The following is a 26,686-nucleotide window of genomic DNA, read 5'->3' as shown; positions in this document are numbered from 1 at the left end:
GGGCAGAAACTCATTTCAATTCCACTCAGGTACGATTAGAAGCTAGGCTCTATTATCACAACGGCACTGATATACTCAATTTCAATTCCACTCAGGTACGATTAGAAGCCTTCGGTATGCCAACACCCTTTGCACTTAATTCTATTTCAATTCCACTCAGGTACGATTAGAAGATCTGTGGCACCATTTCGTCTACGAGGGCAATCAGCCATTTCAATTCCACTCAGGTACGATTAGAAGGGCAATCATCGAACATGCTGCAGCCAGCTTTCGGGATTTCAATTCCACTCAGGTACGATTAGAAGGTTTGCCATTCCAACGCCAACACGGTAAGCTTTGGGCATTTCAATTCCACTCAGGTACGATTAGAAGTGCAGACTATGTACAGTATTCACCCAAACCCCCTTAATTTCAATTCCACTCAGGTACGATTAGAAGAAGGCTTGGCTTAAACTTTAATTGAATGAACTGACATTTCAATTCCACTCAGGTACGATTAGAAGGTACGGCCGGATTCTCAGTGTCGATATAAACGTGACATTTCAATTCCACTCAGGTACGATTAGAAGTCTGCGCGAGTTTGCCCCCCGCCCAGTTCCAGTTGCATTTCAATTCCACTCAGGTACGATTAGAAGCCGTGAATTTAATGCAAAAAAATAGGCTTTACGAAGCCTAAACCCTGCTTTATACCGGCGTGAATTACCCCTTTTGTCGTCGATCGGTAGTAGTACGAAAAAACCCGCCGATCGACGATAAGCTACTAATCAATCTTTTAAGCCAAAATCCTGCGTAACTCTTGTTCTACACAGTTGGTCAAAGAACAATTTTGATGCGACCGACGACACTTGACGCTACAAAAAGTTATCTGTTGACTGTCGCTCCAAGCCCACCACCTGCTTTTCCAGCCACTTCTGATCGCGGTTTTTGAATAAAATCAGACTGTCTTCACCATCCTTCATAATTCGTCCCGCTTCGTAAAGTAACTCTTTTAACTGTACCTCCGTCATCTCCCCCTCGAAAACGGAATTCTGAATCCAGTTCAAATACCGCCGACAGAGTTTGAGCATCTTCCCGACACGTTTTTGTCCCATGTCATACACTAAAATTATGTACATAATTCAATTTTGAATGATAGAATGAGTGAATGGTAGAATGCATGATTTTGACTGTATTATTCTATCATTCACTCATTCAAAATTAATCTCCTTACCACCACGCTTTGAACGGCCTGTATTCTTCTATGCCCAGCAGATGCTTTTGCAATTTGTAGCACTCCAGCTTCACCAAATGCCGATAGCTAACACTGCGACCCAATACCCGGTGCTTAATCGTTTCTTTCAGTTGCTCATCGAAACCCTGCACGAAACGTTTACGGGCTCCATCTTTTAGAACACAACCGCCAACCTCCGACCGAAAATCAGACGGCTGCAGTTGCCGCTTGTTGATCATCCGGAAAATCAGCCGGTCCACCAGAATTGGCTTGAAGACTTCGGCTAAATCCAGGGCCAGCGAATACCGACGCGCACCGGGCTCGTGCAGAAAACTAATTGTGGGATTCAGTTGGGTGTGGTAAATCGTACTCAGACAGGCCGTGTAACACAGCATATTACCAAACGAAATCAGGGCGTTCAGTTCATTTTGGGGCGGTCGTTTACTGCGGCCATCCATGCAAAAAGTCTGACCGACAATTGAGTCGAACGCACCGTAGTAAGTCTGACGAATGTTGCCTTCTATTCCCATTAACATGGGTACATCAGTTGCCAACGGAACGCTGGCCAGCAGCCGGTCAATCGTAACGATAGCCTCGCTCAACTCCCTGGTCTTGTCACGATTGTCGTAATACTTCAGTACCCGGAGAATGTTATTGGCCGCGCCTTCCACAAACCGACGGGCAATCTCGATCCGTTTTTTGGCCGCCATGTAATGTTTCGTCTGGTCGACCTGCATCTTTCCGGCCAACAGATATTCACGAGGCATAAACGAGCCAGTATAATGCTCATAGTAGTTGAAGAAATGAACGGCGATGCCCTCCTGCCCCAGGAAATTATACAGGGCTGAGTTGGCGTCAAGGCTGCCAAATATGTATAAGTCCCCTACCTGCTCAATGGGTAGGTAGCGCGGTTGACCCTCGTTGCCGTCTTCATCGACCGGCGTAAATTTGAGCGTGTTGTCTTTCCGGCTCATGCGACCGGCGTTGAAGAGGTACTTGGGCTGTTTCATATTTTTTATTCGACAGGATTTACATGATTGACATGATTTTTATCACTCCATTTTTTGTTGTCGTGTGTTTTTTCAACCCAATGCAAAACCGAACCGCCAGGCGGATTGACATGATTTGTTGAACTCAAAAAAATCCTGTCAATCATGTAAATCCTGTCAAAAACTTTTATACGTTCGGTGTTTCCGCTTCACCGTCACGCTACTCCCAAAATTGATGAGTAAGCCAATGTCCAGTCCGGTAGCCGTCAGGTAGTTGACCAATTGCGCTTCATGCTTGGGGTGTATCGTTTCTACAGCTTTCAACTCAATCAATACGGTTCCTTCAACAAGCAGATCGGCCACATAATCCCCTACCTGAACGCGCTGGTAAAACACCGGAATACCCACCTGTTGCACGACTAAAATACCTCGATTCTGTAATTCAATAGACAGTGCGTTTTCATACACTTTTTCCAGAAACCCAGGTCCAAGCGTGTTATGAACCGCATAAGCCGCTGCGATGATCTGGTGGGTTAAATTATCATTCATTTTTTCTTTGACAGGATTGACATGATTTTTTCTGAGACGATATTCAGTAGCAAAAAGTAATCCTGTTAATCATGTAAATCCTGTCAGAAAAAAACTGTAAATCCTGTCAGAAAGCCTCTTCAGTTGCGTAACAAAAATCAAAGTAGCTGCACGACCGGCATTTGCTTTTGGCGATCCGATCCGGGCACCGTTCGGACTCCACTATACGTTCAATAGACTGCATCCACTCCTCAACCATCGGAACGTCTTCCTCCTCCAGCCGGACGGTCTGCGTCTGCCGCAGTTTCGGGTACTCGATCAGCCCCGTAGCACCTTCGATGCCGTTTTTACGAAGCAGATATAAGTAAAACTGCACCTGCGACACATGCGAATGTTCCAGCTTATCCGATTTCTTGATCTCGTGCACGACTTTGTCAACCGGGTCGTAAAAATCGATTCGGGAGCCATCTAACAGAATTTCGCGGTATCGTTCTGCCCGTTGCGGGTACGACTTTTCGCCGATGAACGAGCCTTCTGACACCAATTCGGAGGTATGTTCCATCTCGATCTTGTGATGAAACAGCCACGTTTTCCGATGACAGACTTTGTAATACTTGATGTACGTGCCGGTGATTGTCATGAGTCAAAGTCAAAGCCAGATGTATCAATCCATTCTTCCTGCTGATCGTATATCAATCCAAGCTGGCTGTCATATTTCTTGGTCAGAATAAAGTACTTTATTTCAAGAAGCGAACCGTCTTTCTTTTCTATAGAGAATACCTTTGCTTGAAGATTCTGGTCATTTTCGCGGAGCAACTGAGCAAACTTATTTTTGCGTATTTGAACTTTGAGACTCTCTGCACCAATAAAATCAAACTGGCTTAACCGCTGAATATAAGCCTCTTGTAGAATTACCGGCAGCACTTTGATTCCATCAAATTGTTTGTAGAAGTCCTCTTCTCCCAATTTAGATCTATACATGGGAACAAGTTTCTCTGACGACACAGACAGTCGATCATAAATCAGGTCAAACTGCTCTTTTTGTTTCAGCTGCCAGTCTGGATAAACGAAATCAATGTATTGCTGTAGTTTCCCCTCTTCTATAACGCCTTCATTTTCAGCGATAATTTTTTCAAAGGCGCTAATCGTAAGCGCTACGATTTCGGGAGGATAAATGTATCGATCAGTTGAATTAGGCTGTCGAAAAACGATTACTGGACTTGGCCCCTTTTCTCGTTTTCGATTTACGCGACCAAATCGCTGAATAAGTGCATCAATGGGGGCTGGTTCGGTGAAAATAAGATCGTAATCAATATCTAAGCTTACCTCGATAGCTTGTGTACCGACTAAGAGTTTTATTGATCCGTCCTCTTCGCCACGTTTCAGCGCCAATTCATGATTAGTACGATCTACGCCGTTAAAGGCGCTATGTAATAAAACTGCGTTTTCAACTTCGCCATTTAACTCATTGAAAACTAGCTGCGCATTTTTAACGGTATTGCAAACGACCAGAACCTTTTTACCGGCATTCAACGCTTGCCGAATCAGGCTAAGATTTTCCGTCAATAGACCGTCTTGCAATTGAAGCCGATGCCGAACGAATTGGTCGTATAGACTATCCGATGCGTTGATCTCCGTAAACTCACCGATAGCTTCTTCCAATTCTTTTTTCAGAAACGTTGGCATGGTCGCCGTCATGACCATTACCTTGACGTGTAGATGCTTCACAGCATATTGCAGTAACACTTTGATCTGGGCAAATACGTCAGGGCTATACGCATGAATTTCGTCGAAGATGAAGTAACTACCCACCATCTCAAATAAACCCTGTTCAAAGCCTTTTAGCCCAAAGAGGTGCTTCAGTAGCTGAAACGGTGTTACGACTTTAACGGGCGTTACAAGCGTTTTGAACTTGTCCTTCAACTCATTGATTTTCTCTTTTTTCTGACTAAGCGAATATTGAAAATCATCGAAGTAGTCATACAAATAATCACTGAGTTTACCGTGTAGCATTCCGACGTAGGGCTCTCCCATTTCCTTCCCTAGCCGCTCGTACATCGCATTGATGGAAGCCGTAAATGGCAGAATGTAGAAAACCCGCCCTTGACCAAAATGCTTCATTTGCTGACGTAGCCAAATAATAGCACTTTCCGTTTTGCCTGAGCCAGTCGGCGATGTAAGAATCAGGTTACCTATGACGCTCGCACAGGCCAATTGGTGATCGTAGTAATCAGCCCCGTTCGCTTGAAGACTGGTGCGCTTTTGTTCTAAAAACCGAAACTGTTCGTCAGAAATGTGAAGTAACTCCTGAACTCGGGCAGAACCTAGATGATCGCAGTGCTTTAATCCGCCAAATAAGAGCAGCAACTCAAAATACGCCGGATTGGATGTATTCATTTTGCTGATCTGCCCTTGGTAAGACATGATTACTTGCTCAGGATGCTGAACCAAATAGTTGCCAAGTTTGACACCGTACTCGTCAGCGGCTAATTGAATCAGTAATTTCTCTCGAACATTTCTGCGAAACTCGCCTTCGTAATCGAGACGGCCATCGGCTCCCACCAAGCCGAACGCATCGTCGTCAGATTGATAGAAATCGCAGATATATCGTAGCCAAAGTTGTTCATAGTCTTTGTGATGACCAGCAACTACTAATCGGATCAAGTCCCGTACAGGCTTGTCTTCTTCTAACCCATTAATGAACGGTAGCGAAAACAATTCGTGCCGCTGTTTGCGCCATTGGTTCGGTTCGCCACGTAATACTTTCTGAAAGTCAACGTGCCCCTTACCCAGATCGTGGCAAACAACAGCCAGACGAAGCACTCGCCAGAAATCATACGAGAGTTGTAGCTTGCTGATTTGCGGAAAAATAGTTTGCAGTATTTCCCAAATCAGCAAGCAATCATCAATGTGTTTCTTAAGCGTAAATTCTGGCGGTTCTGACTTAGCTAGAATTTCATCATATGGCTTAGTCATATTCAGCGAAGTCTAATTGGTGCAGATAAATATCAACTCCCTCCTTGCCTACCTTCTCGTCATGAATAGCCGATAAATTGCCCTTCACTGGCGTGAGGTAGCTAATAACCGAATACGGCTCTGTCCCTACGTTCTGACGGGGAAACGTATCTGTAAAGTATTTAGGCAGTGCCTGAATCTGACCGGCTAAGTGGTTCTCTCTAAACGGTATTACCTGACCCGCGATGCGGGACGAGTACGCTACTTCGGGCAAGTCGATGGTTGTTATTCGATCAACGGTCGCCAAATCGTTCATTCGTCCAAGCACTAAAGGATAGTAAGGTTGCCGAAAGAAACCAGCCAGGCTTTCATTGGTCAGGTAGATTTTGAGCTTTGCATTATACAGGAACTCACGCCGAATAATATTCGACTTGGCGTTGTTCGTCGCTCTACCATTATTGCTGTCAATCTGGTAGATGGTTTCCAGATCGAACGCTTTTGCTTCAAACTGAAAATAGTAGCCTAATTCAAGTTTCTGATGGCTCAAGTACTGTCCTGCGGCTGCATTGATCAACCCCAATACCGTACTGACTGGCGGCACGTCCAGCGTTGGCTGAACACCACTGATCAGGTTAGGATATCGAAAGCTGGCCGTCCAACTGCTTATGTCCACAACATGAACTTGCATCAGGATAGCTGGTTTTCGAGTTGATTGCAATACGCATCAATCGTTTCGTTGATTGTTCCAAGCTGAATGGTCGGGTATCCTTCGCCAAGTGTCAGCAACTCTTTTAGGTCGTCATTGTATTCGTTTAAAAACCCACTGCGCTTACCGATAAAGACCGTTCCAATAAACTGCTCTTTGTAATCTTTCAATACCTCTTTCAGCCCTTCCAGATTCAGCGCAACTCGGTCGTTGTTCACGCCCTCGCTCGTAACAATATGTGAGAAAGGATGATTGCCGCTGCTCGTTGTTGCCAGCACAATGAACTTTGGTGTTACGTCGCCCATGTTGTTCGTTTGCATAGCTCCGCCCGAAATGGTTTTCAGCGCCTGAATGGTTCCTTTCGCCCGCTCTAAACGAACATCTTTGGCTAGCTGAACCAGCTTTTGCGGATTACCCTTGCCGTCTTTGACGTATGGGTCGTCAATCTCTATCGACCCTTGATTAAGTGCTTCGGTCCGCAGTTTTTGCGTAATATTCTTAAAACCTGTTTTGTTGTAACTGGCAAACGTACCAAGCTGAGCCAAATCGAGCGAGAACATACCCTTCATGATAGCACTGTACTCCTCTTTACTGTACGGTACGGAATCACCGTCCTGACGAGCCATACTTGACCAGTTTTCAACCGTTCGTGCCGAACCAACCGAAACGATGGCCGAATTTTTTAGCGGAGAAACGCGGGTTACTGTGGCATCGACCTTCTTCGTCTTCCCTTTTTCGTCAACCACTTCCTCCTTGACGGCTTTCATGTACCCAAAAACATCGTCATCAGGATACAGAAACGGATTGGCTTCGGTAAAAGCAATTTTGTTATCACGAGTGATTGGCGACAAAGACCAGCCTACGTTACGTTGCAGCGCTTCACGCCACCAATACCGCCAGGCTTGTCCTGATACGTAAGTGTGCGTACGACCATTCTTAGTGATCTTTTTTGTAGCTACAGCATTTTCAAAATTGCTACTGCTACTTTTTCCAGCGTTGTTCAGCGCGACAACGTCAACGTCCAGCAGGACAAAGCCTTGGGTTTTCAGATTCATGGTTATTCGTTTTCTGGTGTTTCTAGTTCTTGTTCTTCTATTTCTGTTGGCACAATCATGTGGTTATCATGAAGCTTCTCGTAAATCGCAATCAGCAATAAGTCTCTGATTTCGCGCCAGCTAACGGTTTCTGGAAACAGGTATTCCACGTCGTCCAGCCGAATTAAAGGCGTGGCAGGGTTGGCTTTGTAGTTGTCGTCGATCAGTTTCAGCAGATAGTGTCGCACCTCCTGAACGTACTTCGCTCGGTTGAGTCGGAGGATGGCTTTTTTGATACCATCCTCGTCGCGGCTGACAATAAAGCCCGCGATGTCTTTAATTTTTTGCAGGGTTCGTTTATCCATATTCTTTACATAAAAAAGGTAGTTTTCAACAATCTGAAAGGGGAATGGATGCTTGCGAATCCATTCTTTGAAGTAGGGAATCAAGGTTCCACCGCTGAGCAATCGCTCTAAAATGACATTACGCCACGTGCTGTAGGAATCGTAGGCTAGCTCTTCTTTGGTAGATATCCATATGTCTGAGTCCTGATTGTACTTTGCATCCTTGTATTTCGAGTTGCGATAATGAGCGGCTACAAATGGGCGCCAGTGTTCAGCGTAAGCTACCGTTTGACAAAGCGCGTAGAAACCAAACACCGTTGCAGGAAGCTGATATAGGACCACCTCCGGTTTTGCACCGAAGTTGGTAAAGTGATACAGGCTCAACGTGGTGTCACGAATCTCTACGACGTTTTCATCTAGCCGCGCAAATACGGCTGGCCTGATGTTTTTAATGCAGGAATCAGCAAAGGCGAAGAGGGCATTAGCTACGATTCCGTAATCAGAACGAGCCACCCCGCTGGCCAAGCCACGTCCGAGAGCCGTCAAATGTCCATCCGGACCATTCAACAACTGCTGTACATAGTATCTAGCAACAACGTTGTTGTTACTACTAATTAGTCCAATTTTATCGCCCAACTGCGTGACGCCCAGCGGCACAAAAAAGAACCGAATGATGATCTCTTTAGATAAGTACAGTCCACTCTCAAATCCGTGGTGAAAGTTTACAAACGTACTGGAGCCAGATAGAATATGATTGTCTCGTCCGGCAGCAAACAGATTCGTTTTCCGGCCAGAGATGCGACAATATCCAGCCTGAGACGGAGCCGTTTCGTTAAGTATACTTTTGTAATAAGCCAGCGTTTCGGCCAGCTTGCGCTTACTATCGAAAGCGGGTTGCGTAATCTTCGAATTAAGGAAGAACGCGTGCAGATTAGCATTCCATTGATTGATGTAGATGTTGGCCACATACTCAATCAATCCCAGAATATCCTTGTCTTTCAGCTTGGGATCTTCCCAAAGCGTTTCAATCACGTACCCGCCCACGTCGGCGAAAGGGTCGCCGGTTTGTTGCACAAGCGCATCCGATTTTATCTTTTGACTATCAGTCATTTCCATACGAATTCCAAATATTGTTTCTTAGTACTTGTAGCCAGCAATTGATCAAGAAAACACTTTTAAGTATATTTATTTGTTTTGTGAACATCAACAGTCAAGGGAATTGAAATAATATGGTTTCTTAATACTTACTAATCGCACCCGACGTGTTGATTGATCTGTCTATCATTTGTAAATCATGACCCATCCTTTCTACGATTTTGCAGTTAGCGAAAAGGCTGTTCGATTTGATTTCGTTAGCGTTGGGGTAAAAATTATCCCTAAAGTCATCATCTTCGATTTCATCTATGAACCGAATATTTTTAATCTGGTACTAGCCGATATACTGCCAAATGGCGAAATCGACATCAAAACAATCAGCGACAATGGCGACAGAAACAAAATCCTGGCTACTGTTGCTCAGGCAATTGTTCTCTTTTTCGATGCACATCCAGATGCCTGGGTACTCTTTACCGGTAGTACACCCGCTCGCACCCGCCTGTATAGAATAGCTATTCATTTGGAACTTCATACTGTCGTCAATCAGTTTAACGTGTACGGTATTTCTAATGGACAGCTTGAGCGTTTTCAACCGAACAGACCTTACGATAGATTTGCATTTTCGAAGAAGAAGGCTTAAACTTGTTTAAAACACCTACCAGTATGCCAGCGACCCGGAAAAAGCGTCAACGCGATGAAAATCCTTATTTCAAAAAAAGCTACGCAACTGTTGAAGAAGCCGCTCAGGCCAAAACGGATTACGTGATGAATGTCGTTTTTAAAGACTTTGACTGGAACAAGTTTGAGGAAATGAGAAAGAAGGAAGCCGAAAAACGCTAGCCCATTTTTCACGTCACTCCCACCGCCCCAAACCCCTCGGCGTTATATCGTCCCACGCCCGCCAGCACGGCCAGTTCCAGAATCTCCTTCGGGCCGCTGAGTTCGAACGTGAAGCCGTAGTATCCCCGGACTTTTGTCTCCGCTCTAGAATCTTCTTTGATTGCGACCAGTCTTGACTTAGGCTCTCGATTGGGTAGCAGTCGGTACGTTACTGCTGACGTCGCAAAATCGTTGTCGGCTGGATCACCCGCCGAAATGGGTCGGGGGATGCTGTTCCACTTCGCCAGCAGGTTGTCAATGAGTAACGGGCCGAACAAGTCGTCGGCGGGGTGCAGATACTGGTCCATGCCGCGCTCATCTTTTTCGGCGATCACCACAGGCGAGAGCGTTCGTAACGTAACGGTGTTTGTGTCAATCTCGACCGGTACGGCTTCGACACGCTCGATAATGAACTCCGCCCGGCCTGGATTGGCGCGGTGTTTGGGTGTCGCGATAACGCAGCGCTGATCCTGAAACAGGCCCATAATGAACGTACTGGCGGCATTGTCCATGTAAAAACTCACCACCCATTCAATGTGGGGCGTCGTGACCCATAATCCTCCCCCTTTCGTATCGACACGTGCGTTCGGGATGATCAAGTCCGAGAATGTGAACAGTTTAAACCGGCGCGTACTCGAATATTCGTAGCCCTGACTATGCAGGAATGTGGCATACTGCGCGTCGGCATCGGCCAGTACGGCGTAGATGAACGCGCTCAGTCGATACGCGTAATTGAAGGGAACGAGCGTCTGTCGGGCAGAGGGACGAAGAGTTAGTCGAAATTGCATATATATACATCGGAGAAGGTGTGAAAAGGTGAATGCTCTTTTTGATAAAAAGTTAGTTACTTGGCATTGACGCTATAAAGGTCCTTCCTTTGCGTGCATACTCCATGCACGATTCTGGGGTAAATCATTTATTTTTTGATCCCATGCCTATTTCGCAATCTCAGCGCTTCCAACGCATCAATGACCAGCTTCGCCGAGGGGCCGCTATTCCGACGGCCAAACTCATGCAGGCTTGCGGGGTAGCCGAGCGAACGCTCAAAGAAGACATCAACCAAATGCGGGCTCGGTATCTGGCCCCCATCAAATATGATCGGCGTTTAGGAGGGTATCGATACGAACATTCCTTTGACCTCAAAACCGTCGAACTTGAACTAACCAATCAGGATGTAGCCGCCCTCAAAAATGCCGTGGCTACCCTGAATCAATTCAGGGATTTAGCCGTGTTTGCTGATTTTCGGGGCGCTGTGGAGAAGATCGAGCAGGCCGTTCGATTCCGGATAAGCCAGCCGACTAGCTCACAAGCCTACCTCGCGTTTGAAGCCGTTCCACCGGGTCGGGGTAACGAACTGCTCGACGCGCTGCTGGTAGCTTGCATGAACCGACAGGTTATTCAGTTTGAGTATCAGAAATACACCGATGTAGTTGCTCGTCAACGAACCGTGTTTCCGCATTTGATGAAAGAGCACCGTAACCGGTGGTATATCATTGGGTATGAGTTATACCCGCCCCAACTGCGGGTATTTGGGTTAGATCGGGTAATTCCTAATTCTCTTAAAAGTACAGAGTTGTCCTTCGATCCACCTGCGTTTGATGCCGAAGCTTATTTTGGTCCGGCTTTGGGGGTTGCGGTGTATGACGATCCCGCTGAAGAAGTGGTCCTTTCCTTCACCAGACGGGAAGGGCTTCATTTTCGGGCGCAGCCTTTCTATCCGTATCGGGAAGAGGATATCCTGATCGATACGGAGGATGAGTTTCGGGTTAGGCTCTGTATTATTATCAATCGCGAGTTAGTTTTCGAGCTGGCTCGTCTGGGGGCTTCGGTGAAGATTCTGGCTCCTGACTCCTTGGTTCAGCAGTTGACCGTCTTCCTTGAGAACACTCTAAATCAGTATCGTTTGTAATGTGATCCGACAAGCCTTCAACACTTCTTGAAATGCTCAATGATGAATCACCGATGCTCAAAAACTCCGCGTACTACCAGAGGGTATTAACCGTCGGCAATAGTCGTAGCGGATTTACCATATTGAGTACACGGCCAGCGCTACCGAGGATACGCGGTAATGAGTTCAACCTTCAGTACGTGCGTAATGATTACATGACGAATGACCATAAATAGAATGGACACCCCGTTGAAGTTGCTCGTCGTGGAGGACGACATGATTATTTATTCCTTCGTAATCTTCACATTGCTGATGTATACGCTGGTGGCATCAGCGTCGTTGGTGGTGTTCACCCAATTGATGGTATTGAACTGAATACCAGCCGGGATGGTGCAATACTCGCAGGGATAACCGTATACGCTTTTGAGATCGGCGGACCTAATGAGCGGCTTGCCGTTGATCAACAGCGTTACGTCGCTATTCCGCTTTCGGAGCGTTACGTGTACGGTCGTCTGACGGTCGGTGAACGTCTTCTGGGGGATGATAACCTGGCCGGGGCCATTGTTCGTGTACGTAGTGGGCTTCACGACGGGCATACTAAGCACATCGATCCGGGCCTGACCACGGTAGTTGCTGCTGAAATTGGCTTCATTGCCCGCCGTAATCTCTACCTTGATTTCGGTGGAGGCCGTTTTAGAGTCTCCCTTCAGGCCACCGCTCAGAATCAAGCGAACAGCCCCACCCGTCTGCCCCGTAAACCCAGGCGACGTAGCCACGTCGTATTCCAGCGTGAAATTTTCGGGAAGCGGTTTTTTCAGGCTCGTCGGGTCAATCTTGTTGTTGTAACCCAGTTGTAGCCATTTGCCGGGCAGTCCGTTGACCGTCGTTACCTGCGACGCTTTGCCCGACGACGAAAAAAACCAGCCCGCCGGTCGGGCACCGACCTGGTTGATACTGAAGTCATCCTGAAACAGTACGCCAGCGGGTAACGTAGCTGCGGTTGCGGCCGGATTGTTCCAGTAGGCTCGTTTGCGGTAATCCGCCAAGGTGGCCTTTAGGTGTTCTTCGTTGACCGGTCGATACGGCTGGCCTTTGACTTTTTCGGGATTGAAAAAGTAATCATAAACGTAATCGAAGTTGAAATGCTCCGTAATGGCCCGGTAGAGTTCATACTCTTTCCGGCCACTCTCTTTCGTCGCGAAGGGGAAATGGATGGCAATCCACTGCGGCTGATCGGTTTTGGCTTTTTCGTAGACCGACGGCTCGTAGGTATACACGCCGTATTCTTGCTTCAGATTCTTGCTAAAAGCGTCAATGCTGAATGGGTCCACCGAGTTGGGGGCGGTATAGATCGTTGGCTGCATATCCCGAATGACGGCCGGTTCGTTCAGGCGATTGGCGTACTGTTCGCGCAACGCGTTTAGCTTTTCGCGGTATTTTCTCACGTTCTCCTGCTCCGAAGCGAACATGGCATTACGTGATTTTTCGTCGCTGTACTGAGTCGTAATCTCCTTTTTCTTATCCTGCAAATACCGATTAAACGATTCATCCGACAGTTGAATAAACTCACCTTTGGTCAGTTGCCGAATCGGAAGCGTATTGCCCGGAACCAGATACACCGTCAGGCCTCCGCTGTTGACGGTTGTCAGGTATTTATGAACGCGTGGGTGAATTTTCGGATCAGACCCTTTGAAACGCTCTACCCAAAACTTAGTATCCATATACCCGTCGGGTAGTTTGGTGAAGACGTATTGCGACGGTGTGTTGAGGTAGTAGGCCGGATAGGCGTCGAACACCACGTTGGCCGTAATGTAGAAAGGCACCCCGGTTTCGGGCACCGGTTTTAGGTTCCCCTGCTTGTCACGCACGTCGAGCCAGGCAGCATACGCCTGAAACTCGACCCCATAACTATGCGGGAAATGCTGGTCTTTTTTGGCGTAATAGCGCTTTTTATACGTACCAATGGCGCCAACGGGCGTATAGGTCTGCTGCATCCACTGGACAAACAGATTGTTAATCTCCTGCTGCCGGATCGAAAACGTATGCCCTTCTATCGGTAAGGGTTTAACCGGCTTGTCGGCGGGCGTCAGTTTTGTGTACCAGCCGATGACGCTGTCTTCAACCGTTTGCTGTTCCGAACGTTGGGCGATAGCATCGGAAAAGCCATAAAGAAGCAGGAGAAGGAGGATAATACGTCTCATGGTCGTGTCATTACGGATCGACCCTAAAAATAAAAAGTAGTTGGTTTATTTTTTACAGTTGGCCGTTTAATTCAGACAGGATGAACAGGATTACCTCAACAAATCCTGTTCATCCTGTTAATCCTGTCTGAACTTAATGGCCAGATAATTTTTACTTTTGCGGCCAAACAACCCAAATCCGTAATGACTGAACTTGCCCCCTGCCCGCTATGCCAATCGACCTACACGTATGCGATGGACGACCTGCTGGTGTGTCCCGAATGCGGCCATGAATGGAATCCAAATGACAACCAGGCTACCGACGACTCGTTTGTGGTCAAAGACAGTAACGGTAATATCCTTCAGAATGGCGATACTGTGGTGACCATCAAGAATTTGCCCGTACGAGGATCTTCGCAGGGCATAAAAGCAGGCACGAAGGTGAAAAACATCCGCCTGGTCGATAGCGACCACAACATAGACTGCAAAATTGACGGTTTTGGGTCGATGGCGCTCAAGTCGGAGTTTGTCAAAAAAGCGTAGTCAGCGTTGCTGGTTGTGCAGTCCTCCAATCGCCACGTATAAAAACGCCTGCACAAGGTTGGCTTTGTGCAGGCGTTTTAGTGAAGATCGGCTTATTGTGCTTTAATCACCTTCACCGATTTGCTCTGATTGGGGGTACTCACATGCAACAGGAGCAATCCGGCAGGTTGATTCGCGACGAACAAGTTTGCCGCTCCAGCGACACAGCGTCATTTGCGCGTTCTCGCCATTAGCGCGCAGGGTGTGTGCGAATGCCACTCAGGACAAGACACTCAACTTGAATGCCTATTCCCTATCATCCATAACAGTTTTCCAGGCGACCCCGTCGGTAGAAACCCGGATTAGACCATTTGAGCCAATCGCTACGTATCTACCCGCTCCATAAGCCACATCCGTTAAGTAATTGCCGGGACGAGTCTGAATCTGCTGCGTCCACTTGGTTTGGGCGTTGGCACCCAGTGCAGTCAACCCTAGCAGGCAGCTAAACAACAGTCGACGTACCCAGGCTGGCCAACCGGGTTGGGTAGACACGACATCCTGCCGCTTCCGGTACTCGATCCATTGGGTGCCGAAAATGGCACTGAGCAGCCCAAGAGCAGCTCCCATCAATTCAGGATTGGGCAAATGGCCAACGGACATATCCGGTTTGGCGTGGATAACAACAGCCAGCAGGCCACAAAGAATCGTAGCGATTCGGCATAGAATTAATTTTTTCATGATGATTTGTTGCTAACTAAGAAGAAGAGTAATTGAGTGGTGTGTGACGCAACATTGGTCGCTGTGCTGCTTGATGGGTCAAAGCTGGATCCTTCATAGGGTACTTTTCAAACGTTTCCCGTCGAGTGGTGGCAATTTGCCCGTCGAACGGCCCTCGATCAGGCATAAGCTGATCGCACTCGTCTGCCCTTCCTGGCGTATGTAACCTGGTAACTGACTAGACCAAAATAAGCGGAGAAAATCCTCGGGAACGTTGTGCAAGGCTTAGCATGTGGTAACTGGATACTCCTGTCAAAGACATTCCATCGGTAGATACACACCCTTCATATCATGAATCGCTACAACTCCTATCGAAATCTTTGATGAACCGTTTCAGTGTCCTCACTTTTGCCTCGTAAACAAGCAAGTACGGCCGGAAAGCGGCTCCCAATTTTCAATCAAAACAAACAAGTACAGTACGAATGAACACGTTACGTCAATTAATCACCGCTGGCCTGTTGCTGGTCTATTACATTCGTGCGAACTGATGAAAACCTTTTTCCAAGTAATCAAACTAATGTATTTTCTGGTAAGGCAATCACTTCGTCTCCTGCTGTCTCTCCTCGGCCTAAGCATGCTAGTATCCTGTAAAAAGTCTGACTATTCCAAACAAAAGATGGCTCGGTCTATTATAAAGATTTCCAGATGCGTTCTGCCGATTATAGGTCATTCCAGGAATTGAACGCTGTTTTTGCGAAAGATAAAACAACAGGTTATTACCGGGGCATTCCGCTTGGTTCGTCAAACGGGGCAAGTTTTATCGCGCTCGATGAGCACTACGCCAAGGATGCTACCAGCGTTTTTTATTGTGACAATTACATCGATTTCAAGTTGTTTGAGACCACCCGAAAGGATAAAATCAGACGGATTCCTGAAGCCGATGTCAGCTCATTCCAGGTTATCGCCTATGACTACGCCAAAGACAAGTTTCGCGCCTATTATAAAGAAACAGGCTTTGCGGTAGTCGATGTGGCTACCTTCCAACCGCTTGATTATCTGTTTGGCCAGGATGAAAAAGTAGGCTATTTCAATGTCAAACCCATTCCCGGAAGCGATGGGCCTTCATTTGCGGTAGTGAGTAGAAACTTTTCGAAAGATAACCGATCTGTTTACTATTCCTGGACCAGTCTGGACGGCGCCGATCCTCCGGGTATTCGGGTAATTAAAGACGCTCAGCCCGGCTCCTTCACCGCTGTTGGTTTGTATTACGCAACCGATAAAGACCACGCGTTTTACAAAGATGAAATCCTAACAGCCGCCGACCCAGCCACCTTTGGTCAATGGGATGAAACGTATATGGATTACGCCCATGACAGCACGCATGTCTATTTTCAGAATAGCCTGATTGCCGCTGCCGACCGAGCGAGCTTCTCGATCCTGTCGGACCAGTACGCGAAAGACAAAAAGACCATCTTCTATAAAGCGGCTCCGCTAAAAGAGGCCCATTTTCCGTCGTTCCAGATGCTGGAATACGGCTATGCGAAAGATGCCCAACGAGTCTACTACGAAGGTAACGTACTCAAGGGGGCCGACCCAGCTTCGTTCGCGATGGTTACCAACGAAGCCGACCGCGACGCTGCAGATAAAACCCATTCCTATAAAACCGGCCGTCGAATTAGGCAGGCGGAATACTAAGAAGCGTGACTTTAGGATTGGAGATGACCCTAACGGGCCTTAACTCGTTCCTGGATCCGTTTGGAGGTAATTGTACATTATTCTGATCGCTTCTTTCGAGCCATAGTCCATTATGTTGACGGCGGGACAATACTCATCGCTCAAGCTTGGCATTGACGCGCCTGTGGTGAGCGTTTACTGGAATTAGGTCGTCACTGGTTCCTGCATTTTCTGGGCAATACTATTATAAAGAGTGATCCAGGCTTTTGCTATGTCTTCGCTCCAATCCCGGCCCAAACCAGATTGTAACGTCCAAAGCAGCGCTTCGCCAACGGCGTTATAATGGTCAGCTTTGACACCGTATTGCTTGTGCCGTTGGCCCATTAGCTCAACCTCACGGGTAAATTCGTCGAGCCGGTGAAGCTGGCTAACCAGGAAGCTTAGCGTGTCGATGAATTTAGTATACTGTGCTTCCAGGGATCCCTTAAAGAGTGGTCTTAGTTCTGGGTGGGCTATAAACAGTCGACTGTAGAAGACATCCCCCAGCAGAGCTGGATCAATGTCCCTCAGGAGTCGCCACGATTTTTTGATAATGGATATTTGTATCTCACTAAGCATCAGCCAGGTCCATTTATTGACTAAAAGTAAGCTAACCCTTATTGGTAGATGGGAACTTCTTTTTTGTGGACTTTCAGCCAGGAGTCCACTTCGCCGGTTACTGTAAATTGGATACCTTTGAAGCGTTCGGGGGGCGGTATGTTCAGAGCCTGCTGCAGCCTGATCAGGTTTGGGTAAAACGTTACGATCTGCCCGCTAAATTGACTATCAATAGCCTGCAATAAATTTGCTATTCCGTAGGAGTCAAAGCTCCAGTTCTGGAGATTATTGCTGCCGTCGATATCCACTTTTATATCAGATGATAGCTGCGCAAGGCTCTGATTCAGCGGTTGGATAAACGCGTCCGGATGGGCTACCGGGTTGCTGCTCAGGAACGAATAGACTTCCCGGTAAGCGTATTTATTCCCTAACAGACCCAGCAGTAAAGCTTCCCAATCCGGATGGGATTTGATTTTTGTTAAAGCCGCCTGCCGGACATCCTCGGCTTGATACTGAGTCGTAAAGGGTAATAAACCCAGGATCGAGTCCTCCGGTCTATGGGCCGCAATCTCATCCAGATGCTGTTGATGGTAACGCTGTTCATCGTCAAGTTGGGTAGCCGCTGCGGCTTCAGCCCGCTGTACGGAATCGCGCACATAACCAACCACCAGCCCTGCAGTAAAAAGAACACTGACACCCAATCCAATCCAAAACGGAATGGTAAACGCACGAACTGAAACGATCAATTGCCAGGCCGGATGTATTGACAGGAAACACACGACCAGCCACAGCAAAGGGGTCCACAGTTGGCCATACCCCAGGGCTAACCAGCGCAAAATTTGGGGATAGCCCCCCTCTGAATGCCATTCCAGTTTAAACTGGGTTCCAAAAAAAGCCATTAACACCATACTTAACCAGAACATAAAGACAAGTGCTGTGCGCGGGCCAGATTCCTGAGCCACCCAGTCAAATCCACCTTTCGAGCGAACAATGATCGTTAAGGCTAAGCTGCTCAAGGCAAAGCCCAGCGACAAGAGAACCAGTCCTAACCCATAGCCCATGCTAGCATCGCCACCCACCATGGGTTTAGCTGACGTAAACAGCACCAGACCTGTATAGAATAAGGCGGTGACGGCAAAGAGAATGTAGGCGAGTAGTTGCATAGAAGTTGTCCGGGGGTTAATCCAGTTTTTGCTATGAGCTGACTGGATAGACAAAAATGAAAGGCAAAACGGAGCTAATAAACTATTTGTGGCCGAAGCGTACCACAAAATGAATGAATGGTGCGTAGACCGGTTTGACGTGCATCCAGTCTCCTTCCCCTTATCGCCACGTTTCACTCCGTTTTTCCCACCACTCAACTGCTTTTTTTTGTCTATCTTCCGCCTTATCCTAAACTTTGACTAATCGTTCACCCTTCTCTTTCCTACACCGATGAATGCCGTTATTATTGAAGATGTCAAGCTGGTTGCTAAAGAGTTAGCCTTCAAGATCGCAGAAATCGACCCCACTATCCGCATCATTGAGACGTTGCCTTCCGTGAAAACCGCACTGGGCTGGTTTGGTCGAAACGAAGAACCCGACCTGGTGTTTGCCGATATCGAATTAGCCGATGGGATGAGCTTCGACATCTTCAAACAGTACCAGCTGAGTTGTCCGGTTATTTTTGTGACGGCTTATAACGAATATGCGATCCAGGCCTTCAAAGCCAACGGCATCGATTACCTGCTCAAGCCCGTTGAACTGGCTGAATTAAAAATAGCCATCGAGAAGGCCCGTAGTCTCACTAAAAACAAGAATAGCTCACCGATTGATATGCAGCAGTTCCTGGCTCTGTTTGGTCAGCCAGGCCTGTCCCTGCAGCCGACCCACAAAGAAACATTTTTAGGTAACTCCCGGGCGGGCTGGGTGCCTGTCAAAACGACGGATATTGCTTATTTCCAGTACGATTCCATCAATTTTATCGTCACCCTAGCCAACGAACGCTATCCCGTCGATTACGACACCCTGGAACAGATCGAAGAACTACTGGACCCGGCCCGTTTTTTTCGAGCTAACCGGCAACTCATTATCAACGGCGATACGGTTCAGTCGGTCAAGAGCGTGGAGAATGATAAGCTGGTGGTTCGTTTACGGCCGCCCCACCATACGATCGATGTGCAGATCAGCCGCCACAAAGCACCGGCGTTTAAACGCTGGCTGAACCGGTAATGATGGCCTGTCTACACCGCATCGGCTACTTCGGTGGGCTGTTAACGATGTTGATTCATGCCACCTTGTGGGCGCAACAGCCGCCCCTGGTGCCCTATGAATTCAGTCACATCCAGCAGGCCGATGGCTTATCCTTTAATTATGTTAGATGTCTCTTCAAAGACCGGGATGGGTTTTTATGGATTGGCACCACCAACGGCCTGAACCGGTTTGATGGGACTCAGTTCACTATTTTCAGACACGACCCGGCCAACCCACACTCGCTGGGTAATAATGCCGTTCATGCCATTTGTCAGGACAAAAGCGGACACCTATGGCTGGCTACCGATACCGGTATTAGTGAATTCAATCCACAGACGGCGCAGTTTCGAACGATGTCGACGGGTCTTGGGCGCGTGTTGGGCAATTGCCTGAGTATCCTTTGCGATAGGGCGGGGACAATCTGGTTCTCGACGATTCATCACGGCCTGTTTCGCTATGATATACGCACTGACCACCTAACGCTTTTTACCCATAACCCCCAGGATCCGCGTTCCCTATCCGAAAACTATATTTCCGGAAATGGGTTGCTGGAAGACCCTTTTCGGGCCGGGATCTGGATAGGGACCCGGCGTGATGGAGGCTTAAATTATCTGGACATCGCCACGGGTAAATTCCAGAATTACCGCCACAATCCGGAAGCCTTACCCATTTTTACCCCCCATTTTACGGGAGCGCTGGCGCTGGATGGTACCCAACTACTATACGCCGATAATAATGAAGAACAGATTGTTTTGTTCGACCTGAAAAGCCGTAAACTGCTCCGAACCATCAAACCCATCAGCCAGACGGGTCGCCGGGTCGATGAATTGAATGCGGTTTTTGTGGATCGCCAGCATAATATCTGGATCAGTAGCCTGAGTTACCTGATGTTTTATGTCAAGGCAGGCACGGACCAGGTCAGTGAACTGATGCATAAAGACACCCGGCGCACCTCCATTGCGGGGAGTTGTTTCTGGGCGGGCTGGCAGGATGACGACGGTACCATCTGGCTGGGCACCGTCAATGGCATTTCCTACACCAATCCAAGCCGGGCTTTATACGAAGCGAATCCCTTAAGCCGATGGTATCCAACCCTGAAAACAGGGGCGCTGATAAATAACTTTTATGAGGACTCCGATAGCTCCTGGTGGGGTAGCGAAGTCCACACCCCAGCGACACTGCTCCACTACGTAGCCCAGACCGACCGTCTGGAACGATACCCGGCACCGGGTGCCTTCTTCGCCTATGGCATTGGTGCCTACGGCCCAGATTTATACGTGGCCAGCCAGACTCACTTGCTTCGCTTCAGCAAAAAGACCCGTCAATTCACCCCCATTCCGCTACCGGCCTATGTTCAAACCGACAGGATTCGGGGTGGGCGGTATCGACTGCTTCAACAAAACGATTTAGTATGGCTTTTTTACGAGAATAAGCAAACGGTTTGTTATCAGATCACGACGGGTCAGTGGCACCAGTACCCAATCCTGTCCAATTCAGATCACCCTAAATTCTGGGTGCGAAATGCCCTGATTGATCGCCACAATGCGGTGTGGCTGGAGCTCTATCCAGAAGGATTTGCCAAATTCTCCCCCCAGACAGGGCAATTCAGTCTGCAAAAAGGCCCTGCCGAAGCCGAGTTCGAGAATACGATTGCTTCGTTTACGGAAGACAAAAGGGGTTATTTCTGGTTAGCAACCAATGGCTACGGGCTGGCCCGCTATGATCCCCGCAACCAGCAGTACCGTTTCTGGGGGGTACACGATGGCTTGGGCGATGACCATTGTCTGGCGGCTCTACCCGATCGATACGGACATATCTGGGTGGGTTCTTATAACTTGTTTTCCATCTTTACGCCCGCCCGCAATCAGTTTTTAACGATTAGCCTGCCCTACAGCGAAGACAACCAGGAGTATTTTAATTATCTATGGCCGCTGCGCAATGGCCATATCCTGGCTTCGATAAAGGGGTATCTGATCGAATTTAAACCCGAAGTGCTGGCACGATTCTCCGTTAAGCCGGCTCGGGTTTTACTCAGTGGACTGGTCGCCAGCGATTCAACGTACCTCCTAAACGGGCCAACGCCATCCGTGCACCTGAAGGCATCGGACAATTCGTTTTCCGTTCAGTATTCGGTGCTGGGACCACTCCACGAAAAGCCCTATCTATTTCGCTACAAACTGGAGGGCTACGATACGGAGTGGAGCAAAGCCCGTTCACAAACGAGTGCCAGCTATACCAAACTGCCGGGTGGCGATTATGTATTTGCCGTGAAAGGGGTGTCGATCAACAATATGGAAACGCCAATCCGCCGGATCTTGATTCATATCGACACGGTGTTTTACCAAACAGCCGCTTTTCGGGCGCTTTTACTATTGACGCTACTGGCTATCGGCATTGGCTTGATTCGCTACCGAGTTAACCAAACTGCCCAGTTGCATCACCTTCAGGTGCAGGCCACGCGGCTCGAACGGGACAAAACCGAAATCCAGTACCAGAACCTGATCAATCATCTGAATCCTCATTTCCTATTCAACAGCCTCACCTCACTCAACAGCCTGATCATCATTGATCCCAAACAGGCCTCCGGCTTTCTCCAAAAATTATCCGCGATCTACCGCTACATTTTACAGAACAAGGATAAAGAAACCATTAGCCTGGGTAGCGAACTAGCGTTTGTGCAGCAATACATCGATCTGCAACAAGCGCAGTTGGAGGATGGGTTACACATCATCCTAGATATACCTACAGAGTACTTAACGTACGAAATCGTACCCGTTACGCTTCAAAACCTCTTTGAGAACGCCATCAAACACAACACCACCGACGAGGACAGTCCGCTTCGAATTCGGGTGTTTGTGCAGGATACGTATCTATGTGTGGTGAATAATCGTCAAAAGAAGCCGCTGGTCAAAACCTCGAACAAACAGGGGCTGGATAGTCTGAAAAAATTGTATGCCTACCTGAGCGACCGTCCCCTGCTGATTGAGGAGACCGATACGACATTCATCGTAAAAGTGCCCTTGCTTTGAGCCACTTCATTTTGGTCAATGCCATTCAACTGCATGGTCCAATAAGAAATCGTTCAGAGAAGCGTCCGGATAAATTCTGAACAAGACATGGTGTATCGTTTTGAAAAAAGTTGACGGTCGTATGTTACTAATTAGCTTCTGCGATTCTCAATCGCGTTATTGATTACGTTCATTGTGGAAGCTTGTCGTTGCTGCACAAAAGCCATGGCTTTGGCCACTTTTTTCTTCGCTTCGGCGTAGTCCTGATGGATTAACCGCAACTGCTTTGTCCAGTCGGCGGCTGATGAGTGATCGACCTGAAATAGCCAGTTTGGCAACCCAATATCGCGGAACATCCAGGCTTTCCGTCCGTGCGAGGGTGGCCAGGCATGGATGATCGGTACTTCCAGAGTCACGCCCATAATGAGCGAATGCGGTTCCATTCCGAAAAGGGTATGCGCCCGAGCGTATACGGACATGGCTTCGTCGGCGTTCCAGAACGTATCACGCCAGACAACGTTTGCCTGCACATCGGCGGGCAACTGATTGTACAGGAACGTTTTGGCGGGTTCAATTTCTTTGGTCACTTCAGGCGCTAACAGCACCTTTAGCCCCGTTTCGCGTACCCAGTTCGTAATCATCTCACGAATTTTCGCCATGCGTGATCGGTCCTCTTCCTGCCAGTCCGCAGGCGATTTGCCCAGATCAATGGCATTAGGTCTTCGGTTAGCGTAGGGCGTATTGGTGAGGATCACCACGGCCAGGAATTTCTGGGCTTCCAACCCTGCTTTTTTTAGATACGTGAGTCCTTTTTCTTCATCTCGTACGTTGATACCGAAACAACCGTCCGGTCCAAACTCAAGCACGGGTGTCCGAAACTCATTCTCTTTCAGGAACTTGAGTGATTCACCATCCCGGCAATACACGAATGCAGCCTGACTTAGTACATTCCGATACGCATACAGCGAAGGGAAATCAAACCGATCGAATGATTGGCCGTAAATGCCGAACGGAATGTTGTTTTCAGCACAATAGATGTACGGCGTCAGGCTCGACATATTTCCGCCCCAGTCTTTGCCATACAGGCCAAAGTTCATGGCCATACCCGAGTTGAAGATGAACATATCAGCCCGTTCGAACGCTTCTTTGATCTCTCCCTCGAATGGCTTCCCTGCCTCATAGAACTTCCCTCGAATGACGCGCACCTTCGGAAAATTCCGGCTGATCAATTTCTCCGTTTCGGGCCGTGGGTCGGTATGCCAGAGCAGAATTTCGGCATTTGGAACGTACTGCGTTAACAAGCGAATCGTGCCGGGCGAGTGTCCCTGATCGCCAATATTGCCATCTCCCCACGATGACCGCAGAATGATAACCGGGTTCTTCCTTGGCTCAACAATAGAGCTACTTTCTGACAACAGAAACGACTCCGTTGGCCTTACGACACTCGCCGACGATACGGCCGTCAACTTAATAAAATCCCGTCTGGATAGCATCCGTTTAGAGCGAAATCAGGTTTTTCTTCACTACGTTCATCGTTTCCAGTTGCCGTAGTTCAACGAACTTTTTCGCTTGCGCTACGTTCCTTTTTGCGGTTTTGGGGTCTTTAGCCATCGCCAGCACTGCCGGAACAATTTGGACAACATCGCTCGGTGTATCCATATCGAATAGCCAGTCGCCCAGACCTATATCCCGCCACATATACCCTTTGCTCGTCTGCTCATCGAACCGACAAACAATGGCCGGAATGTCATTGGCGATGCACATGATGGGTGAATGCATTTCGAGCCCAAACAAGCCTGCCGAACGAATGTAGGTACTGATGGCCTCGTCGGTCAGCCAGTAATGATCGCGCCAGACGACTTTCGCTTTCACATCATCCGGCAGCGGATCATAGAGCATTTCCTTACCAATTCTGACCTGGGTTTCGTTCTCAGGAACCAGCAAAACTTTCATCGGCGTCTGCCGGACAACGGCAATGATCGCTTCGCGGATGGGGGCGTTGTCCTGTTCCTTCATCTGCTCGTTTCTGGCGTGTTTCGCTTCATTTACAGCTAGCTTTTTCTGCGGAAGCTCCCACCAGGGCGTAAATCGCAATTGTGGAATGGCACACATAAACTTGCCTTCTTCCAGGCCGTGCTCCTTCAGAAAGGCGATGGCAGCAGCGTCGTTTTTTACATCGACCGCAAATGCACCATCGGGACAAAACTCCATTATGGGGCAATTGACACCCTCCTTTTTGGCGAACGCTAACGAAACCGAGTCCCGGAAATAGGCGAACCGAGCCTTGCTGAGCAACTCAGTATCGACGGGATTCACCTGTTGCCGTTCGTTAGGAAGTCCATATACGCCGGGGAACGTAATGCCATAAATGCCATACGGTTTGCCGGTTTCCTTACGCCAGCGCTCTACATCGTTGCGGGCTACCAAAGACGGACCAGAACCGTGCAGCAGGAAAACACATTCCGCAAAAGCCCGATTGATTTCATCGGGGGTCCGAATGATCGGCACGTTTGGAAAGCGCTTTTTCAGCATTTCCTCAACGCCATTGTCAACATTAGATGGCCACAAGCGTACGTCTACGTCGGGCAGGTATTTTTCCAGTAGCGTCAGTACGCCGGGCGTGTGGCCAATATCTCCGATGTTTTCTGTCTGCCACGACGAGCGAAGAATGATGGATTTTCTAGCTACAACTGGTTGCGCCAACGCGGGTATACTTGCCAACAACCCAACCAGCGCGGGGAATTGATTCAGGAAAGTTCTACGATCTTGCACAGGTTCAGGCGGAGATTATGTTCTTTTTCACTAAACCCATCGTTTCCCGTTGCCGCTGCTCAACAAATTTCCGCCCTTTGGCCGCTTTCGCTTTGGCCGCTTTGGGGTCTTTAGCCATCGCCAGCACCGTTGGAACGTAGCGGGCAATGTCCTGTTCATTGTCCATGTCGAAGAGCCAGTTGCCCAGGCCAATGTCTTTCCACATGACGCCTTTACTGGTCTGCTCGGCAAAACGACCAACAATGGCCGGAATGCCATTCCCGATGCACATAATGGGCGAGTGCATTTCAAGCCCAAACAAACCCGCCGAACGGATATACGTACTGACGGCTTCGTCGGTAATCCAGTAATGGTCGCGCCAGACGACTTTAGGTTTTACATCGTCGGGTAATTTGTCATATAGAATCTCTTTGCCCAGTTTCACCTGCGTTTCGTCTTCCGGACAGATCAGAATTTTCATGGGCGTCTGTCGAACAATGGCAATGATGGCTTCCCGAAGCGGGGCGTTGTCATGCTCTTTCATGGCCTGATTTCTGGCGTCACGTGTTGCATCGAAGGGCGTTTTTTTACGGGGAATCTCCCAATACGGTGTGAATCGGGTGCGGGGAATGACACACATGAACTTGCCTTCTTCCAGCCCATGCTCTTTCATGAAGGTGATGGCCGCCTGATCATTCCGCAAATCCACAGCGAACGCACCATCAGGACAAAACTCCATAACGGGGCTGGTTACCCCATTGGCTTTCGCAAAGCCCAATGAAATCGAGTCCCGAAAAAGAGCGAAACGCGCTTTGCTCAACAACTCAACATCCAGTGGATTAGCCGTAACAACTGCCTTGGGATCAGGACTGTAGACACCGGGGAACGTAATGCCGTAAATGCCATACGGCTTGGCTGTTTCTTTATGCCAGCGCTCCACATCCTTACGGGCAACCAGCGAAGGACCGGACCCATGCAGCAGAAAGACACAGTCGGTGAAAGCCTTCGTAATTTCCTCCGGCGTTTTAATAATCGGTACGTTCGGGAACCGTCGACGCAGCAACTCATCAACGCCATTATCGACGCTGGACGGCCACAACCGAACCTCTACATCGGGCAAATATTTCTCTAGGAGGGCTAGCACGCCGGGCGTATGACCAATGTCGCCGATGTTGACCGTTTGCCAGGAGGAACGTAGTATAATGGACTTTTTGGCGGCTATCCCGAAAGGAGATACCTGAGCCAGCACCGGAATGCTCATCAGTAAGCCAATCAAAGAGGGCGTTTGTTTGAGGAAATCTCTGCGATTTGTCATGATTCGATAGGGTTTGAGTTTACAGGTTTTGGAATTCGGCTTGTGACGTCAATACGTTAGCT

23 protein-coding genes and 1 CRISPR repeat array (1 of these 24 cut by a window edge) are annotated in these 26,686 nt (G+C 48.3%); of the genes, 7 read left to right on the top strand and 16 right to left on the bottom strand.

The features are described 5' to 3' along the window. Positions 1–635: a CRISPR direct-repeat array (repeat unit 30 nt; unit sequence ATTTCAATTCCACTCAGGTACGATTAGAAG) (it extends 6,764 nt beyond the left edge of the window). Between the two features lie 216 nt (positions 636–851). The 8 genes from cas2 to cas8a1 all read right to left on the bottom strand — a co-directional run bounded on the left by cas2 (position 852) and on the right by cas8a1 (position 8,882). Further along, on the bottom strand, positions 852–1,115 hold the full coding sequence (gene cas2, locus ACYU8Y_RS13810; RefSeq protein ID WP_460938118.1) for a CRISPR-associated endonuclease Cas2: 264 nt from the start codon (positions 1,113–1,115) through the stop codon (positions 852–854). 91 nt (positions 1,116–1,206) lie between these two features. Continuing rightward, on the bottom strand, positions 1,207–2,220 hold the full coding sequence (gene cas1b, locus ACYU8Y_RS13805; RefSeq protein WP_460938116.1) for a type I-B CRISPR-associated endonuclease Cas1b: 1,014 nt from the start codon (positions 2,218–2,220) through the stop codon (positions 1,207–1,209). 156 nt (positions 2,221–2,376) lie between these two features. After that, a complete protein-coding gene (locus ACYU8Y_RS13800; protein WP_460938114.1) occupies positions 2,377–2,748 on the bottom strand; it encodes a GxxExxY protein in 372 nt (123 codons plus the stop codon). Positions 2,749–2,854: 106 nt separating this feature from the next. Then, on the bottom strand, positions 2,855–3,367 hold the full coding sequence (gene cas4 / locus ACYU8Y_RS13795; RefSeq protein ID WP_460938112.1) for a CRISPR-associated protein Cas4: 513 nt from the start codon (positions 3,365–3,367) through the stop codon (positions 2,855–2,857). Then, entirely contained in the window at positions 3,364–5,703 is a 2,340-nt protein-coding gene (gene cas3, locus ACYU8Y_RS13790) for a CRISPR-associated helicase Cas3' (RefSeq protein WP_460938110.1), read from the bottom strand. The genes cas4 and cas3 overlap by 4 nt, the downstream gene beginning before the upstream one ends. After that, positions 5,696–6,370 (bottom strand): type I-B CRISPR-associated protein Cas5b, encoded by a 675-nt coding sequence (gene cas5b / locus ACYU8Y_RS13785; RefSeq protein ID WP_460938108.1) that lies wholly within the window; start codon positions 6,368–6,370, stop codon positions 5,696–5,698. Before cas5b ends, cas3 begins: the two co-directional genes overlap by 8 nt. Next, positions 6,370–7,443, bottom strand: a complete 1,074-nt coding sequence (gene cas7i, locus ACYU8Y_RS13780) for a type I-B CRISPR-associated protein Cas7/Cst2/DevR (RefSeq protein ID WP_460938106.1) — start codon at positions 7,441–7,443, stop codon at positions 6,370–6,372. The genes cas5b and cas7i overlap by 1 nt, the downstream gene beginning before the upstream one ends. A gap of 2 nt (positions 7,444–7,445) precedes the next feature. Then, a complete protein-coding gene (gene cas8a1 / locus ACYU8Y_RS13775) occupies positions 7,446–8,882 on the bottom strand; it encodes a type I-B CRISPR-associated protein Cas8b1/Cst1 (RefSeq protein WP_460938104.1) in 1,437 nt (478 codons plus the stop codon). Positions 8,883–9,060: 178 nt separating this feature from the next. On the opposite strand from cas8a1, the gene ACYU8Y_RS13770 reads away from it, so the two are divergent. Beyond that, positions 9,061–9,501, top strand: a complete 441-nt coding sequence (locus tag ACYU8Y_RS13770) for a DUF6934 family protein (RefSeq protein ID WP_460938102.1) — start codon at positions 9,061–9,063, stop codon at positions 9,499–9,501. Positions 9,502–9,524: 23 nt separating this feature from the next. Then, a complete protein-coding gene (locus tag ACYU8Y_RS13765) occupies positions 9,525–9,701 on the top strand; it encodes a hypothetical protein (RefSeq protein WP_460938100.1) in 177 nt (58 codons plus the stop codon). Positions 9,702–9,709: 8 nt separating this feature from the next. On the opposite strand, the gene cas6 is transcribed toward ACYU8Y_RS13765, so the two are convergent. Beyond that, entirely contained in the window at positions 9,710–10,528 is an 819-nt protein-coding gene (gene cas6 / locus ACYU8Y_RS13760; protein ID WP_460938098.1) for a CRISPR-associated endoribonuclease Cas6, read from the bottom strand. Positions 10,529–10,671: 143 nt separating this feature from the next. Between cas6 and ACYU8Y_RS13755 the strand changes: the two genes are divergently transcribed. Then, positions 10,672–11,649 (top strand): helix-turn-helix transcriptional regulator, encoded by a 978-nt coding sequence (locus tag ACYU8Y_RS13755; protein WP_460938096.1) that lies wholly within the window; start codon positions 10,672–10,674, stop codon positions 11,647–11,649. A 263-nt stretch (positions 11,650–11,912) separates the two neighbouring features. On the opposite strand, the gene ACYU8Y_RS13750 is transcribed toward ACYU8Y_RS13755, so the two are convergent. Continuing rightward, positions 11,913–13,829, bottom strand: a complete 1,917-nt coding sequence (locus tag ACYU8Y_RS13750) for a hypothetical protein (RefSeq protein ID WP_460938095.1) — start codon at positions 13,827–13,829, stop codon at positions 11,913–11,915. Positions 13,830–14,012: 183 nt separating this feature from the next. Here ACYU8Y_RS13750 and ACYU8Y_RS13745 point away from each other — a divergent pair, with 183 nt between their 5' ends. Next, the gene (locus ACYU8Y_RS13745; protein WP_460938093.1) at positions 14,013–14,351 is read left to right on the top strand and encodes a zinc ribbon domain-containing protein YjdM; all 339 of its coding nucleotides are present in this window, start codon (positions 14,013–14,015) and stop codon (positions 14,349–14,351) included. A 285-nt stretch (positions 14,352–14,636) separates the two neighbouring features. Here the strand turns inward: ACYU8Y_RS13745 and ACYU8Y_RS13740 are convergent, their stop codons facing one another. Then, positions 14,637–15,068, bottom strand: a complete 432-nt coding sequence (locus tag ACYU8Y_RS13740; RefSeq protein WP_460938091.1) for a hypothetical protein — start codon at positions 15,066–15,068, stop codon at positions 14,637–14,639. 684 nt (positions 15,069–15,752) lie between these two features. Between ACYU8Y_RS13740 and ACYU8Y_RS13735 the strand changes: the two genes are divergently transcribed. Beyond that, positions 15,753–16,742: a DKNYY domain-containing protein gene (locus ACYU8Y_RS13735; RefSeq protein ID WP_460938089.1), complete on the top strand. Its 990-nt coding sequence runs from the start codon at positions 15,753–15,755 to the stop codon at positions 16,740–16,742. 183 nt (positions 16,743–16,925) lie between these two features. Here ACYU8Y_RS13735 and ACYU8Y_RS13730 read toward each other — a convergent pair whose 3' ends face one another. Together ACYU8Y_RS13730 and ACYU8Y_RS13725 are read right to left on the bottom strand one after the other, a co-directional pair. Then, complete coding sequence (locus ACYU8Y_RS13730; RefSeq protein ID WP_460938087.1) at positions 16,926–17,339, bottom strand: globin domain-containing protein; 414 nt, start codon at positions 17,337–17,339, stop codon at positions 16,926–16,928. Positions 17,340–17,377: 38 nt separating this feature from the next. Further along, positions 17,378–18,481: a hypothetical protein gene (locus ACYU8Y_RS13725; protein ID WP_460938085.1), complete on the bottom strand. Its 1,104-nt coding sequence runs from the start codon at positions 18,479–18,481 to the stop codon at positions 17,378–17,380. Positions 18,482–18,752: 271 nt separating this feature from the next. Between ACYU8Y_RS13725 and ACYU8Y_RS13720 the strand changes: the two genes are divergently transcribed. Beyond that, a complete protein-coding gene (locus ACYU8Y_RS13720) occupies positions 18,753–19,529 on the top strand; it encodes a LytR/AlgR family response regulator transcription factor (RefSeq protein ID WP_460938083.1) in 777 nt (258 codons plus the stop codon). Then, on the top strand, positions 19,529–22,579 hold the full coding sequence (locus ACYU8Y_RS13715) for a ligand-binding sensor domain-containing protein (RefSeq protein WP_460938081.1): 3,051 nt from the start codon (positions 19,529–19,531) through the stop codon (positions 22,577–22,579). Before ACYU8Y_RS13720 ends, ACYU8Y_RS13715 begins: the two co-directional genes overlap by 1 nt. Before the next feature lie 131 nt (positions 22,580–22,710). On the opposite strand, the gene ACYU8Y_RS13710 is transcribed toward ACYU8Y_RS13715, so the two are convergent. The 3 genes from ACYU8Y_RS13710 to ACYU8Y_RS13700 are packed head-to-tail and all read right to left on the bottom strand — an operon-like array spanning position 22,711 to position 26,624. Then, positions 22,711–24,051 (bottom strand): polysaccharide pyruvyl transferase family protein, encoded by a 1,341-nt coding sequence (locus ACYU8Y_RS13710; RefSeq protein WP_460938079.1) that lies wholly within the window; start codon positions 24,049–24,051, stop codon positions 22,711–22,713. Between the two features lie 4 nt (positions 24,052–24,055). Continuing rightward, on the bottom strand, positions 24,056–25,330 hold the full coding sequence (locus ACYU8Y_RS13705) for a polysaccharide pyruvyl transferase family protein (RefSeq protein WP_460938077.1): 1,275 nt from the start codon (positions 25,328–25,330) through the stop codon (positions 24,056–24,058). A 4-nt stretch (positions 25,331–25,334) separates the two neighbouring features. After that, complete coding sequence (locus ACYU8Y_RS13700) at positions 25,335–26,624, bottom strand: polysaccharide pyruvyl transferase family protein (RefSeq protein WP_460938075.1); 1,290 nt, start codon at positions 26,622–26,624, stop codon at positions 25,335–25,337. Positions 26,625–26,686 lie beyond the last annotated feature (62 nt).

Source organism: Spirosoma humi (assembly GCF_054776575.1).
This window is presented reverse-complemented; position numbering and strand designations above follow the sequence as displayed.

Coding starts and splice junctions, on each gene's coding strand:
- cas2 (WP_460938118.1), bottom strand. CDS start 1,115: ATGTACATAATTTTAGTGTATGACATGGGACAAAAACGTGTCGGGAAG.
- ACYU8Y_RS13800 (WP_460938114.1), bottom strand. CDS start 2,748: ATGAATGATAATTTAACCCACCAGATCATCGCAGCGGCTTATGCGGTT.
- ACYU8Y_RS13750 (WP_460938095.1), bottom strand. CDS start 13,829: ATGAGACGTATTATCCTCCTTCTCCTGCTTCTTTATGGCTTTTCCGAT.
- ACYU8Y_RS13740 (WP_460938091.1), bottom strand. CDS start 15,068: ATGAAAAAATTAATTCTATGCCGAATCGCTACGATTCTTTGTGGCCTG.
- ACYU8Y_RS13720 (WP_460938083.1), top strand. CDS start 18,753: ATGAATGCCGTTATTATTGAAGATGTCAAGCTGGTTGCTAAAGAGTTA.
- ACYU8Y_RS13725 (WP_460938085.1), bottom strand. CDS start 18,481: ATGCAACTACTCGCCTACATTCTCTTTGCCGTCACCGCCTTATTCTAT.
- ACYU8Y_RS13745 (WP_460938093.1), top strand. CDS start 14,013: ATGACTGAACTTGCCCCCTGCCCGCTATGCCAATCGACCTACACGTAT.
- ACYU8Y_RS13700 (WP_460938075.1), bottom strand. CDS start 26,624: ATGACAAATCGCAGAGATTTCCTCAAACAAACGCCCTCTTTGATTGGC.
- cas7i (WP_460938106.1), bottom strand. CDS start 7,443: ATGAATCTGAAAACCCAAGGCTTTGTCCTGCTGGACGTTGACGTTGTC.
- cas1b (WP_460938116.1), bottom strand. CDS start 2,220: ATGAAACAGCCCAAGTACCTCTTCAACGCCGGTCGCATGAGCCGGAAA.
- cas8a1 (WP_460938104.1), bottom strand. CDS start 8,882: ATGGAAATGACTGATAGTCAAAAGATAAAATCGGATGCGCTTGTGCAA.
- ACYU8Y_RS13710 (WP_460938079.1), bottom strand. CDS start 24,051: ATGCTATCCAGACGGGATTTTATTAAGTTGACGGCCGTATCGTCGGCG.
- ACYU8Y_RS13730 (WP_460938087.1), bottom strand. CDS start 17,339: ATGCTTAGTGAGATACAAATATCCATTATCAAAAAATCGTGGCGACTC.
- ACYU8Y_RS13715 (WP_460938081.1), top strand. CDS start 19,529: ATGATGGCCTGTCTACACCGCATCGGCTACTTCGGTGGGCTGTTAACG.
- ACYU8Y_RS13755 (WP_460938096.1), top strand. CDS start 10,672: ATGCCTATTTCGCAATCTCAGCGCTTCCAACGCATCAATGACCAGCTT.
- ACYU8Y_RS13770 (WP_460938102.1), top strand. CDS start 9,061: ATGACCCATCCTTTCTACGATTTTGCAGTTAGCGAAAAGGCTGTTCGA.
- cas6 (WP_460938098.1), bottom strand. CDS start 10,528: ATGCAATTTCGACTAACTCTTCGTCCCTCTGCCCGACAGACGCTCGTT.
- ACYU8Y_RS13735 (WP_460938089.1), top strand. CDS start 15,753: ATGCGTTCTGCCGATTATAGGTCATTCCAGGAATTGAACGCTGTTTTT.
- cas3 (WP_460938110.1), bottom strand. CDS start 5,703: ATGACTAAGCCATATGATGAAATTCTAGCTAAGTCAGAACCGCCAGAA.
- cas4 (WP_460938112.1), bottom strand. CDS start 3,367: ATGACAATCACCGGCACGTACATCAAGTATTACAAAGTCTGTCATCGG.
- cas5b (WP_460938108.1), bottom strand. CDS start 6,370: ATGCAAGTTCATGTTGTGGACATAAGCAGTTGGACGGCCAGCTTTCGA.
- ACYU8Y_RS13765 (WP_460938100.1), top strand. CDS start 9,525: ATGCCAGCGACCCGGAAAAAGCGTCAACGCGATGAAAATCCTTATTTC.